Source organism: Quadrisphaera granulorum, from assembly GCF_003149145.1.
Taxonomy (GTDB): domain Bacteria; phylum Actinomycetota; class Actinomycetes; order Actinomycetales; family Quadrisphaeraceae; genus Quadrisphaera; species Quadrisphaera granulorum.
The window spans coordinates 75,495-88,194 of the sequence record NZ_QGDQ01000009.1; the positions used below are offsets into that span (position 1 = coordinate 75,495).

The following is a 12,700-nucleotide window of genomic DNA, read 5'->3' on the forward strand; positions in this document are numbered from 1 at the left end:
ACGTGGGTCCGACGGCGCGGCGGGCAGGCGTCAGGTGCGGATGCTGGTGCCGGTAGGGAAGGCTGGTACCGGGAGCGGGGGGCTCGCGCGACGGGCGAGCGGGCTCAGGGACGTGTCGTGTCAGCGGGTGGAGACGCCGAACAGGCGGCCGACGACGAACCTGTCGAGCGCGGCGAAGATCGAGAAGACGACGACGCCGAACAGGGCGGTGAAGATGATCGCCAGGAACAGTGGCTCCATGTTGAGCCGCAGCGTGTAGGTGCGCAGCAACCCGCCGATGCCCTGGCTGCCCTGCTGGAAGAAGAAGTCTCCGACGATGGCGCCGATCACGGCCAGGCCGGCGGACTGGCGCAGACCCGTGAAGATCGACGGGATGGCCGCGGGCAGCATGAGCTTGGTCATCCGCTGCCGCTGCGTGGCCTTCTGCAGGGTGAAGAGGTCATGGGCGGCCGCCGTCGCGGACTGCAGACCGAAGAGCGTGTTCGAGATCATCGGGAAGACCGCGATGATGACGCAGACCACCACGCGTGCGGGCGGGCCGTAGCCCATCCAGATCCCGATGAGCGGCGTCAGCGCGAGGATGGGGATCGTCTGGAGGATGACGGCGTAGGGGTAGAGGATCTTCTCCGCGAGCTTCCACTGGGACATCACGAGCGCCCAGGTCATGCCGATCGCCACGGCGATCGTGAGGCCGATGAGTGCGACGGTGATGGTCTGCACCAGTGCCGCGAGCATGGGAGCGATCACCAGCGTGTTGCCGACCGTCTCGGCCAGCACCTGGTGCGGGGGCGGCAGGAGGAAGCGGCGGCTCTCGCTGAGGAAGACGTAGGAGACGACGTACCAGATCGCGACGATGCCCAGCAGCGCCGCGACGATCGGGGCGCTGCGGCCCCAGACGGTGCCGGCGGCTGCCCCTGCTCGACCGCCCGAGGGACGCACAGCCGTGGTGGCGGCGCGTGGGGGCGTGGTGGCCGCGGAGCTGCTGGCTTGCGCCGAGGGGGCGCCGACGGCCGTGTCGTGGCTCATGAGTGGGCCTCCAACGCGTGCGACAGACGACCGACGATGCGACCGAACTCCGGCTCGTACCGCAGCTCGGGGGAGCGCGGGTACGACCACGGCACCTCGATGTCGTCGACGATCCGCCCGGGACGACCGCTCATGACCAGCACGCGGCTGGACAGGTAGACCGCCTCGGAGATCGAGTGCGTGATGAACATCGCGGCGAACCCCTTGAGCTGGAACAGCCGCTGCAGCTCCGTCTGCATCTTGAGGCGGGTGATCTCGTCCAGGGCCCCGAACGGCTCGTCGAAGAGCGCCAGCTGAGGCTCGGCGACGAGCGCACGGGCGATCGACACGCGCATCCGCATGCCGCCGGACAGGGAGCGGGGGTGCTGGTCCTCGAATCCCGCCAGACCCACCAGTTCGAGCGCCTCGGCGGCCCGTCGACGGCGCTCGGCGGCGGCGACGCCGGCCAGCTCGCCCACCAGCTCGACGTTGCGCCGGGCCGTGCGCCACTCCAGGAGGGTGGCCTCCTGGAAGACGAAGCTCGTGGTGGAGGCGCGGACGTCGACCTCGCCCTCGGTAGCCCCGTCGAGGCCCGCCGCGAGCCGCAGCAGTGTCGACTTGCCGCATCCGGAGGGGCCGACCACGGAGACGAACTCGCCGGCGCGGACGTCGATCGAGACGTCCTCCAGGGCTCGCGTTCCCGTGGGGAAGACCTTGGCGACGCCACGGAAGGCGAGGGTCGGCGTGGCCGGGTCGCTGCTGCTCGTGGTCTCGGGGGGAGGGCCTGTGACCTTCGGCGCCGCGGTTCCGGTGCTCACTGCATGGCTCCTTCGGCGGTGGGGACGGACGACGGGTCCGACGGGCTGTGGGGATCAAGCACGCTGCTCACGACGCGGCGGCGAACGGCGACCACCCGGCCCGCGCGGATGACGACGCGGTCAGGAGCGCGCTCGGCCAGGGCCTCGGCGGTGTGGGCGGCGCGCACGAGGACGACGTCGGCGACGTCGCCCACCAGGCCACGTGCGGGCGGCAGACCGAAGGTGGCTCGGCCGCCGTGGGAGCTCACGTGCCAGGCCTCGGCGGGCGTGAGGTGGCCGGCCGTGACGAGCTCGCAGGCCACGTCGACCATGTCGGCGTTGCCGAGGGGGTTGAACGGGTCCTGCACGTTGTCGCCGCCCGCGGCGAGCGTGACACCAGCCTCCATGATCTCGCGCAGCGGAGGGATGCCGCGCGGGGTGGCGACGGGGTGCTGCCAGCCCTGCAGGTAGAGGTTGGTCAGCGGGTTGGTGATGATCGAGACGCCGGCTGCGGCCACCGCCGCGAGGGTCCGGGCGCGTGTCGCGTCGTCCTGCGTGGACAGGCTGACGCAGTGCCCCGCTGACCGGATGCGGCCGGCGGGCCAGTGGCGTGTCCGTTCGGCCAGCTGGAGCAGACCGACCGAGGAGGCGTCGAGCGTCTCGTCGGTGTGGAGGTCGATGCCGAGCCCGAACTCCTCCGCGAACGCGGCGCACCTCTCCAGGTCGGCGGCGGGGTCGTCGGCGAGGTGCGGGAACCCGCCGATGAGGTCTGGCCCGAGGGGGATGCCGGCACGGCCCAGGTCGTCCGGGCCGTCCCAGGGGCCGGGCGCCATGACGACCTGGAGGTCGACGACGCCCGCGAACTCGGTGCGCAGCTCCGCCAGCGCGCGGACTCCGCGGAGCGGATCATCGCCGAGGTGAAAGTTCGTGTGGGAGCGCACTGCGGTGACGCCGGAGTGGAGAGCAGCCAGGAGGTGGCGGCGAGCGCCGGCCTTGATGGCCCGGTACGTGTGGTGCTCGCCGTGCTCGGCCCAGCAGGCGATGGCGTCCTCGAGAGGCCCTTCCGGCTCGCCGAAGGCAGTCCAGGTGTAGTCCTTGTCGAGGTGGGCGTGCAGGTCGGCCAGGGGCGGCAGAGCCACCCAATCTGTCGCATCGACCGTCAGGCCAGACGGATCGGTCTCGGCCTCGGCCGCCACGCTTCCTTGCGAGAAGCAGAGCGTCTCCCCGACGTCACCGGCCGGCGTCAGCCCCGTGAGGGAGCTGATCCGGTGGCCCGGCGCGAGGAGTTCTGCGTGCATCCCGTGGACCTCCTCGCGGTCGCCTCGTGGTCTTGCGAACGGTTCTGAGTGATGGAACGTTGTTGGCGTGACCAACATCGCGTGGGTGGAGTACACGTCCGGTGCGTTTCCCGCCAGACCCGTGCTCGTTGCCGTTGCGTTAAATCGGGCTGGGTGCCGTCGTCGTCCTGACCCCGTGGACACCACGTCCGCCCGCGAATCGTGAGAGTGGGGCCATGAGCTTCTTCAGCGACGTCGAGCGCGACCTCGTGGTCGCGGCGCGCACCGTGGTCGCCGACGGGGTGGTTGCGCTCGACCTCGTCGCCCACAACGGGCGTGACCTGCCCGCGTGGGCACCTGGCGCTCACGTCGACCTCGTCCTCGCCGACGGCCGCGCACCCGGCACCGAGCGGGTGGAACGGCAGTACTCGCTGTGTGGCGACCTCGCGGATCGCTCGACGTGGCGCGTGGCGGTGCTCCGGGAGGACGGCGGACGCGGCGGCTCCGTGCGTGTGCACCACGAGGTGCGCGAAGGCCAGCGCCTGCGCGTGCGAGGCCCCCGCAATCACTTCACCTGCCAGCTGCTCCCCGGAGCTGCGTACCGCTTCCTGGCGGGGGGCATCGGCATCACCGCGGTCCTGCCGATGGCGCGCGCCGCCACGGCTGCCGGCGTCGACTGGACGCTCGACTACGCGGGGCGCTCGATCTCGACGATGGCGTTCGCCGACGATGCGCTGGCCCTCGATGACGGCACCGGACGCGTGCGGTTGCACCCCGCTGACCAGGGAGCCCGGCTCGACGTTGCCGCGCTGGTCAAGGGTGCCGTGGACCACGGCGCCGGCGTCTACGCGTGCGGCCCCGCGCGTCTGCTGACCGCGTTGGAGGAGGCTTTCACGGCCGAGGGCCGTCCCGAGTCGCTGCACGTCGAGCGGTTCGAGGCCGTGGAGTACGGCGAGCCGGTGTGGGCGGAGCCCTTCGAGGTGGAGCTCGCGACGACGGGCGACGTCGTCGTCGTCTCACCCGGGCAGTCGGTGCTGGAGGCGATCGAGGAGCAGAGCCCCGCGGCCGTGGTGCTGTCGAGCTGTCGGCGCGGCACCTGCGGCATGTGCGAGGTGCCGGTGCTGGAGGGGGAGATCGAGCACCGTGACTCGGTGCTGACGCCGGTGGAACGGGAGGAGAGCGCCGTGATGATGGCGTGCGTCTCGCGTGCTGCGGGTCCGCGGATCGTCCTCGATGTCTGACTCGTGCGCGGGCGGCCTCAGTGGCCGGTGCGGGCGCGCAGGGCTGCGGTCAGGGCGGTTTCATCACCGGTGACGAGCCGATAGTCGCGAACGACGACGCGCCCGCCGACCACCACGTGCCGCGGGCGGCGCCCCGGGTTGGCCCACAGCAGCCCCGCCACCGGGTCGGCGACCCCCGCGTCGGCCACGCCTGAGACGTCCCAGACGCACGCGTCGCCCGCTGCACCCGGCGAGAGGACACCCAGTTCGGCTCGTCCCAGCCCGGCTGCGCCGCCGGAGGTGGCCATCGCGAGGACGTCGCGCGCAGGCAGTTGCGGACCGACCAGGCCCGAGACCTGCATCGCGAGGCGCGCATCGGCGAGGAGGTGCCCGGCGTCGTTCGACCCTCCGCCCGAGGTTCCGAGGCCGACGACGACGCCCGCCTCGCGCAGCCGCCGCACGGGGGCGATGCCCCAGCCCATCGGCACGTCACAGCCCGGGGCGTGTGTCGCCGTGACACCTGCGGCGGCCAGCCGCGTGATCTCCTCCTCGGTGACGTCGCACAGGTGCGCGACGGTGACATCGGGCGCGAGCCAGCCCCAGTCCTCCAGTAGGTCGAGGGGGCGGCGGCCGTAGCGGGCCAGGGCGATCTCGGTGTCCACCTGCTCGTTCGCCTGGGTCCGCCGTCGCAGTCCGTACCGCCGGGCGACGTCGCCGAGGGCGCGGAAGGTGGTTTCGGAGTCGGAGTGCACACCGGCCGGGCCGACCGCGAGCTGCAGCATCCCGTCAGTGCTTGTGCCGCCCGGTGCCGCGGGGCTGGACGTTGATCGGGTTGATCCGGTTGATCGCAGCAGGGATGTGACGATCGCCTCGGCGCTCGCGGCGGCCACCTCAGGGGCGTCCCGCGCGGAGCCGCGCACGAACACCAGCCGGGCTCCGAGGGACGCCGCCGCATCGGCGATGGCCCGGGCGATCGCGACGGTGTCACCGACCGGGTCACGGCTCGCCGAGGGGTCAGGCCAGTTGAGCTGGTGGTCGGCCACCGTCGTCACCCCGCACAGCAGCGACTCGGCCAGGCCGACACCGGCGGTCGCGGCGACGAGCGAGGCGTCGATCCCCGCGGAGGCGTACGCGGCAGCCATGGCGGGCAGCCAGTCGCGCATCGGCACCCCACGGGTGCCCGGCAGGGTCCGGAACCCCGACTGCAGGAGGTGGTGGTGGGCGTTGATGAGCCCCGGCGTGACGATGCAGCCCGCCGCGTCGAGCACGTCGTGTGACCCGGGCCCAGTTCCGCTCGCGCCCGGTCCGGGCGCGGGTCCAGCGACCCGGCCGTCTGCGCCTATCACCAGGTCCCCGGTGCGGTCTCGCTCGGGGTCGTCGAACCGTTCCACCACCAGGGATGCCGACGTGATGGTGAGCGAGCGCGTCATGCGGCCTGTCGTACCAGCCCGTCGCGGCGGGCGGAGAAATGGCTCACCACGTCGTTGGCGTGACCACGTGCTCGTCGCCGTCCCGCTCGACCTCGACGGATGGTTGATTCCCAGGCGTCACCAGCTCCCATGGCTGCGTCCCCAACGGCAGCGGACGTCCTGGAGTGAGAGCTCTCGTGCCGGGAGCTGCACATGTTGGCCCCGTGAAGCGCGACCGCTTGGCCCCTTGACCGTGACGATGTGAACACGGTCAAGGGGCCAATCCTGCTCACCCAAGGGGCCAACACGTGCAGCTGCGGGGCAACGACCCGTCTCTGGCGAGGGTGCCCAGGTCGGTGTACTCGGACCGGCATCCCGTCGATGGCGGGGCTTGACGTCAGCCGGGCTGCCTCGAGGTCCCCACGCTCACCTGAGTGCTGGGACGTCGAGGCGGCCGTCGCTCATCCGCACCACACGCTCCAGGCCGGGCACGCTGTTCAGCCGGTCGAGGTCGTGCGTGACGAGCAGCGTCGCCGTTCCGCGCTCACGCGTGAGGCGCACGAGCAGCTCCACCACCTCGGCGGCGCGCTCGGAGTCGAGGGCGCTGGTCGGCTCGTCCACCAGCAGCACCGACGGTGCGTGCACGAGCGCCCGGGCGATGGCCACCCGCTGCCGCTGCCCGCCGGAGAGCTGATGAGGACGGCGACGGCCCAGCCCGTCCAGGCCCACCTCGGCGAGCAGGGCGTCGGCGTGCTCGCGCAGCTCCCGACGCCGCTGCCCCCGACCTCCCGCGACCGCACCCAGCTCGCCCATGACCAGCAGCTGGTCACGCACGGTCAGTGACGGCAGCAGGTTGGCCTGCTGGAACACCACGCCGACGCGCTCGCGTCGCAGCGCGGCCGCCGCCGAGGGGGCCAGGCGCGCGACGTCGTCGTCGTCCAGAAGTACCCGGCCGGAGTCGGGGCGGACCAGCCCCGCGGCCACCGCGAGCAGGCTCGACTTGCCGGAGCCGCTCGGTCCGGTGAGCACCGTCACGGCGCCGTCCGGCACGACGAGGTGCACGTGGTCGAGTGCGGTGACGCGCCCGGCGCCGTCGGGGTGGGTCAGGGTGACGTCGTCGAAGGTGATCACCGGATGCTCCCGAGGGCCGTGAGGGGGTTGGCGCTGACGATGGCCCGCAGGGCCACGAGGACGCCGACCAGACCGAGGACGACGACGAGTAGCGACGGCGCCAACGCCGTCAGCGGTGACAGCACGAACGGCACCGCCGTCCCCGCGGCCAGGCCGATCGCCACCACGCCGGCGGTGCCCGCCGCCACGCCGCCGACGAGCACCGCCGTGCCCTGGCCGAGCGCGTCGACCACGAGCGACCGCGTCGAGGCGCCGAGGGCTTTGAGGACGGCGACGTCGGCGGTGCGCTGCAGCGTCCACACCGTGAAGAACGCCCCCACCACCAGGGCGCTCACCACGAGGAGCAGCCCGATGATGAGCCCGAGCGAGCCGACCTCGGAGCGGAACGCGCCGATCGCGCCGAGAGACCCGAGCAGCGTCGTCGCCGTCGTGCCGGTGCGGGTGTCGAGCGCGGCGCGCTGGTCGCCGTCGAGGTCACCGCGCACGAGCAGCGCGCTCGCCTCGCCGGACCCTCCGGTGGCGCGCGAGAGCTGCTGCCAGTCCAAGAACGTCGTCCAGACGACGGGCGTGTGGGAGTACCAGCCGTCACCGCTGACCTGCGCGACGGTGAAGCGCTGACCGCCGAGCTCGACCGTCTCGCCCGTGCGGGCCTTCAGTGCCTCGGCAGCGGGCGTCGACAGGACCACGGTGGCGGGGGAGGCGGGTGTCGTGGCGGTCAGGCCGGGGTCGGTGCCGAGGACGGCGACGGCGGCCGACTGAGTGCTGGCCGTCCCGCTGCTGCTCTGGCGTGTCGCGCGGGTCTGGGACACCCCGAGCGGCCACGCGCCGGTGACCCCCGCTGCGCTCGCCCACGCAGACTGCTGCGCGCTGGAGACGGACGAGTCGGCGAAGGTCAGCGCGCCGCTCGTGCTGCCGCTGCTGCCCGCGGGGCGGGCGAGGACGACGGCGTCGGCGTCCAGACCGAGCACAGCGGAGACGTTCTGCGCGGCCAGGCCGGCGGTGAGGCCGGTGAGCGAACCCACCAGCAGGGTGACGAGGGCGACGACGGCGGCGAGCAGGGCGAACCTGCCGCGGGCGGCGCGCAGGTCGCGCCAGGCGACGAACACGGGAGGACCTCCGGGGTGAGACGAGGGGAAGTGCAGTGAGTCCACGTTCCCTGTGCTCGCCCCGCCGGGGCATCGCCCGCGATGCGGGAGTTCGCGGTGCGGGGGTTGGAGCCGCGCGTCCATCGTTCGACGGATGTGGTCGGGGTCGGCGCGCCGCTAGCGTCGCCCGGTGCACCGCAACGCCCTCGCCCCCGTCTTCCTCGGGCTGCGCGTGGGCCTGCACCTGCTCGTGGTGGGCGTCGCGGCGCTCGTCGTCGTCCTGGCAGACCCCGCTGACCGTCCCGCGGTGGCAGCGCTGGCCGCAGCATTGCTGGCCGTCTACGCCGCGGGTGCGGCGATCGCCCGGGCCCGGCGCAGCGGCTGGACACGCGCGTGGCTCGCCGTGCTCAGCGTGCTGTGGCTGGCGCTGGTCGTCGCATCACCGCAGGCCGCGTACCTCGTCTTTCCCCTGTATTTCCTCTACCTGCATCTGCTGCCGCGTCGGTGGGGGCCGGCGGCCGTCGTCGTCGCCACGCTCGCCGCGGTGGTGGCGACAGCCGCCGACGGCGGCCTGACCGTGGGCGGGGTGGTCGGCCCGGTGATCGCCGCGGGCGTGGCCCTGGCCATCGGGCTGGGCTACCGGGCGCTGGCCCGCGAGGCGGCCGAGCGCGAGCAGCTGCTCGCCGAGCTGGTGGCCGCCCGCGCCGACCTCGCCGCCAGCGAGCGGACTGCGGGCGCGCTCGCGGAGCGGGCGCGCATCGCCCGAGACCTTCACGACACCGTGGCGCAGGGGCTGTCGAGCATCCAGATGCTGCTGCACGTCGCCGAGCGTGCGGACCCTGGCAGCGCGGGCGTGCAGCACATCCGCCTGGCACGGGAGACGGCCGCGGGAAGCCTCGGCGAGGCCCGCGCCCTCATCGCCGAGCTCACGCCGCCGCCCCTGGCGGAGCAGGGTCTGCTGGCGGCGCTGCGGCGGCTGGCGGTCACGCAGTGGAGCCGGCCCGGGTTGCAGGTGGAGGTCGACGGAGAGGACGACGACGGCGAGCCGCCCGTGCAGGTGGCCACCGCGCTGCTGCGGATCGCGCAGGGCGCCGTCGCCAACGCCCTCCAGCACTCCGGGGCTGGTCGCGTGCAGGTGCGCCTGGACCGGTCACCCGGCGTGACGCGGCTCGCGGTGCAGGACGACGGCCGCGGCTTCGACCCCGCAGTCGTGGCCGAGCGGACTGCCGGCGGCGCTGGGCACTTCGGCTTGCGCGCGGTCCGCGAGCGCGTGGAGCAGCTGGGTGGCGCGCTCGCCGTGCGCACGGCACCCGGACGCGGCACCGAGGTGGAGGTCGAGCTGCCGGACGCCCCCGCCGCAGCTGCCGTCCCTGGCGCGGAGGTCATGGCGTGACCCGCGTGGTGCTGGTCGACGATCACCCGGTGGTGCGGCTGGGCTTGCGGGCGCTGCTGGAGCAGGAGGGCTTTGAGGTGGTCGCGGAGGCGGGCACCTGCGACGACGCGGTCTCTGCCGCGGCTGAGCACGCGCCCGACGTCGTCCTCATGGACCTCCAGCTGGGTGAGGGGCTGGGCGGCGCCGAGGCCACGCGGCGGATCCGCGCCCTGCCCGACGCACCACCCGTGCTGGTGCTGACCAACTACGACACCGACGGCGACATCCTCGGCGCGGTGGAGGCCGGCGCTAGCGGCTACCTGCTCAAGGACGCCCCGCCCGCCGAGCTGCTCACGGCCGTGCGCGCCGCGGCCGCGGGGGAGAGCGCGCTGGCGCCCGCCGTCGCCAGTCGACTGCTCGCGAGGGTGCGAACGCCGGCGGTGTCGCTCACCGCACGTGAAGTGGAGGTGCTGTCGCTGGTGGCTGACGGGCGCTCCAACCTGGAGATCGCCGAGGGGCTGGGCATCAGCGAGCCGACGGTGAAGTCGCACCTCGTGCACGTCTTCACCAAGCTCGACGTGACGTCGCGGACCGCCGCGGTCGCGCGGGCGCGTGAACGCGGCGTGCTGCGCTGAGCTCGCCGGCCCGGGCCGTCAGCTCTCGTACTCGGCCACCAACTCGCGCTTGAGGATCTTGCCGGACGGTCCCTGGGGCATCGCCTCTCGCACGTGCACCACCCGCGGGTACTTGTAGGCGGCCAGGTGCTGGCGCGCCTCGGTGACCATCGCGTCGGCGTCGAAGGCGCGGCCCGCTTCGGAGTCTTCCAGGACGACGGCGGCGTGCACCTCCTGCCCGTGCTCGTCATCGGCGACGCCGAACACGGCCACCGACGCGACGCCGGGGTAGCGGACCAGCACCTCTTCGACCTCGCGGCAGTACACGTTGTAGCCGTTGCGGATGATCATGTCTTTGGCGCGGTCGACGATGCGGATGCGGCCCTCGTCGTCCTTCGTGGCGATGTCACCGGTGCGCAACCACCCGTCGACCACCGCCGCCTCGGTCGCGTCAGGGTTGCCGAGGTAGCCCTTGAAGAGGTTGTGACCGCGGATGACCAGCTCGCCGCGCTCCCCGCGCGGCAGCACGACGATGCGCTCGGGGTGGGCGGGGTCGGTGACCTCGGCCTCCACGCCCCACACCGGGAAGCCCACCGAGCCGGCGACGGCCGGCTCCCCAACCCGGTTGAACGAGGCCACCGGCGAGGTCTCGGTGAGGCCGTAGCCCTCGTGCACGGGCGCGCCGAACACCTGCTGGAACCTGTCGAGCACCGCCTCGGGGAGTGCTGCCCCGCCGGAGATGGCGTACCGCAGCGGCGGGAGCTCCGCGCCGCCGTCGCGGTGCGGGCCAGCGGCCTGCAGCAGCGCGCCGTACATCGTGGGGACACCGATGAACACCGTCGCGCGCTCGGCGTCCATGATCTTCAGTGCCGTCGCGGGGTCGAACTTCGGCAGCAGCAGCACGGTGGCGCCCACGCGGAACGCGGTGTTCATGACGCACACCTGTCCGAAGGTGTGAAACAGGGGCAGCCCGCCGAAGACGACGTCGCCGGTGCGCATGTCGAAGCAGTCGATGAGCACGACGTTGACGTTCTCGACGATCGCCAGGTGACTGCCGACGGCGCCCTTGGGCTTGCCGGTGGTGCCCGACGTGTAGAGCACAGTGGCGGGGGCCAGCGGGGGCACCGGCACGAGGCGCTCCAGCGGCTCTGTAGCGGCTGCCTCGTCTTCGAGGCGCGGGGCGGGCACCTTGTCGCGCAGGGCGTCCGGCACGAGCACGGTGACCACGGGCACTCCGGCGGCTGCGGCGGCCGGCAGAGCTGCCGCGAGCACCGGCGCTGCGGCCACCACGAGGGTGGCGCCGGAGTCGCGGATGACGTGCTCGACCTCGTCGGCGGTGAAGAGCAGGTGGACGGGGACGACGACGGCGCCCAGCGCGAGCAGGCCGAAGTAGACGCGCGGGAAGTCGGGCACGTTCGGCACGAGCACCGCCACGCGGTCGCCCGGGCCGATGCCGCGGGCGCGGAAGGCGCCGGCGTAGGCGCGGGCCTGGTCCCAGAGCTCCGCGTACGTGACGCGCTCCTCGCCGCAGACGACGGCGATGCGGTCGGCGTGGCGTCCGGCGGAGGAGGCGAGCAGCGACGCCACCGACAGCGACCCCAGGCCGGGCCCGGTCAGGGCGTCGGCGCGGGGGTCGGGCCACCTGATCAGCTCGAGGGAGTCCTTCTCGACGGTGTCCTGCGCGCGGGTCGACGGCGCCGCGGGGGCGGTGGTCACGGGTCTTCTCCTCCCGGCGCCATCACCGGCGACGACGCCTGGTGGTCATGGTGTCCGCTCGCCCGCGGTCGGTCCACTCGTACCCCCGTCTCTCGATGGTTGATTCCCGGCCTCCCGCGAAAGACGACCCCCTGACCACCGTGATCATGGGCAGTCGGCCACCTCGAGCTCTCGCGCTCAGCGGAGCTGGCCCGATGAGGCCTGATCGTTGCCAGGGGCGCGCTGCACGTGACGCAGCAAGGCTCCCGACCAGGGCTTTCCCTTCGTCCTGCACGCCTTCGCGGGTGATCACATCGATCGACGAGTCGTTGCAGGGCGTCGCTGAGCAGCCCGCGGGCCTGCCGGTGGGTGGGCTGCCTGCCGGTGGGTGGGCTGCCTACCGGTGGGTGGGCTGGCTCCCGGGTGTGAGGGCTCTACCCGGGCGTGAGCCCACCCAGTGGGCATCTGGCCACCCAGGACCACCGAGCCGACCGAGCTCACGGCTGGGAATCAACCGACTAGCAGGTCGAGGTCTGCATCCGGACCCCACCCGTACCCCTCCCGGTAGACGCGAGCCCCTGCCATGCTGCTCGCGCACGATCACGTCGAGCGGGAGCTGTGCTCCCGCTCACGACCCCCGAGGAGACACCGTGAAGGGCTTCCGCGAGTTCATCCTGCGTGGCAACGTCGTCGACCTGGCCATCGCCGTGCTCATCGGAGCAGCGTTCGGAGCGCTGGTGAAGTCCTTCACCGACGACATGCTGACGCCGCTCCTGGGTGTCTTCGGCGGCGTCCAGGACTTCTCCTCGCTGCACTTCGCCATCAACGGCAGCGAGTTCCGGATCGGCGCGTTCATCAACGCGGTCATCGCGTTCCTCATCACCTCGGCGATCCTCTACTTCTTCGTCGTCAAGCCGGTCAACGTGCTCATGTCGCGCTACCGCACCGAGCCCGAGCCCAAGGCGCCCGTGCACGACTGCCCCGAGTGCCTGTCCAAGATCCCCGTGAAGGCCACGCGCTGCGCCTTCTGCACCGCGGAGGTCGCCCCCGCCGCCTGACGGGTGGCGCGCGGCCGGGTCGGCGGTGCTTCGGGCG

11 protein-coding genes are annotated in these 12,700 nt (G+C 72.9%); 4 read left to right on the forward strand and 7 right to left on the reverse strand.

Annotated features, from left to right (window positions below; all coding sequences use genetic code 11):
- Positions 1–120: 120 nt before the first annotated feature.
- Genes BXY45_RS08970 through BXY45_RS08980 form a run of 3 tightly spaced genes read right to left on the reverse strand, consistent with a single transcriptional unit; the run spans position 121 to position 3,100 of the window.
- Positions 121–1,026, reverse strand: a complete 906-nt coding sequence (locus BXY45_RS08970) for an ABC transporter permease (RefSeq protein ID WP_109773986.1) — start codon at positions 1,024–1,026, stop codon at positions 121–123.
- Positions 1,023–1,823: an ABC transporter ATP-binding protein gene (locus BXY45_RS08975; protein ID WP_109773987.1), complete on the reverse strand. Its 801-nt coding sequence runs from the start codon at positions 1,821–1,823 to the stop codon at positions 1,023–1,025. Before BXY45_RS08975 ends, BXY45_RS08970 begins: the two co-directional genes overlap by 4 nt.
- Positions 1,820–3,100, reverse strand: a complete 1,281-nt coding sequence (locus tag BXY45_RS08980; RefSeq protein WP_109773988.1) for an amidohydrolase family protein — start codon at positions 3,098–3,100, stop codon at positions 1,820–1,822. The genes BXY45_RS08975 and BXY45_RS08980 overlap by 4 nt, the downstream gene beginning before the upstream one ends.
- 215 nt (positions 3,101–3,315) lie before the next feature.
- Here BXY45_RS08980 and BXY45_RS08985 point away from each other — a divergent pair, with 215 nt between their 5' ends.
- On the forward strand, positions 3,316–4,320 hold the full coding sequence (locus BXY45_RS08985) for a PDR/VanB family oxidoreductase (protein ID WP_109773989.1): 1,005 nt from the start codon (positions 3,316–3,318) through the stop codon (positions 4,318–4,320).
- Between the two features lie 17 nt (positions 4,321–4,337).
- Here BXY45_RS08985 and BXY45_RS08990 read toward each other — a convergent pair whose 3' ends face one another.
- The 3 genes from BXY45_RS08990 to BXY45_RS09000 form a co-directional block, all read right to left on the reverse strand.
- Positions 4,338–5,729 (reverse strand): amidohydrolase family protein, encoded by a 1,392-nt coding sequence (locus BXY45_RS08990; RefSeq protein WP_109773990.1) that lies wholly within the window; start codon positions 5,727–5,729, stop codon positions 4,338–4,340.
- 405 nt (positions 5,730–6,134) lie between these two features.
- Positions 6,135–6,839 (reverse strand): ABC transporter ATP-binding protein, encoded by a 705-nt coding sequence (locus tag BXY45_RS08995; protein ID WP_109773991.1) that lies wholly within the window; start codon positions 6,837–6,839, stop codon positions 6,135–6,137.
- Positions 6,836–7,945, reverse strand: a complete 1,110-nt coding sequence (locus BXY45_RS09000) for an FtsX-like permease family protein (protein ID WP_109773992.1) — start codon at positions 7,943–7,945, stop codon at positions 6,836–6,838. The genes BXY45_RS08995 and BXY45_RS09000 overlap by 4 nt, the downstream gene beginning before the upstream one ends.
- 169 nt (positions 7,946–8,114) lie before the next feature.
- Between BXY45_RS09000 and BXY45_RS09005 the strand changes: the two genes are divergently transcribed.
- Complete coding sequence (locus BXY45_RS09005) at positions 8,115–9,317, forward strand: sensor histidine kinase (RefSeq protein WP_109773993.1); 1,203 nt, start codon at positions 8,115–8,117, stop codon at positions 9,315–9,317.
- Positions 9,314–9,931: a response regulator transcription factor gene (locus tag BXY45_RS09010; RefSeq protein WP_109773994.1), complete on the forward strand. Its 618-nt coding sequence runs from the start codon at positions 9,314–9,316 to the stop codon at positions 9,929–9,931. Before BXY45_RS09005 ends, BXY45_RS09010 begins: the two co-directional genes overlap by 4 nt.
- Positions 9,932–9,949: 18 nt before the next feature.
- Here BXY45_RS09010 and BXY45_RS09015 read toward each other — a convergent pair whose 3' ends face one another.
- On the reverse strand, positions 9,950–11,557 hold the full coding sequence (locus BXY45_RS09015) for an AMP-binding protein (protein WP_172601934.1): 1,608 nt from the start codon (positions 11,555–11,557) through the stop codon (positions 9,950–9,952).
- 698 nt (positions 11,558–12,255) lie between these two features.
- Between BXY45_RS09015 and mscL the strand changes: the two genes are divergently transcribed.
- A complete protein-coding gene (mscL, locus tag BXY45_RS09020) occupies positions 12,256–12,663 on the forward strand; it encodes a large conductance mechanosensitive channel protein MscL (protein ID WP_109773995.1) in 408 nt (135 codons plus the stop codon).
- The last annotated feature ends 37 nt before the right edge of the window (positions 12,664–12,700 follow it).

Coding starts and splice junctions, on each gene's coding strand:
- BXY45_RS08990 (WP_109773990.1), bottom strand. CDS start 5,729: ATGACGCGCTCGCTCACCATCACGTCGGCATCCCTGGTGGTGGAACGG.
- BXY45_RS08970 (WP_109773986.1), bottom strand. CDS start 1,026: ATGAGCCACGACACGGCCGTCGGCGCCCCCTCGGCGCAAGCCAGCAGC.
- BXY45_RS08985 (WP_109773989.1), top strand. CDS start 3,316: ATGAGCTTCTTCAGCGACGTCGAGCGCGACCTCGTGGTCGCGGCGCGC.
- BXY45_RS08980 (WP_109773988.1), bottom strand. CDS start 3,100: ATGCACGCAGAACTCCTCGCGCCGGGCCACCGGATCAGCTCCCTCACG.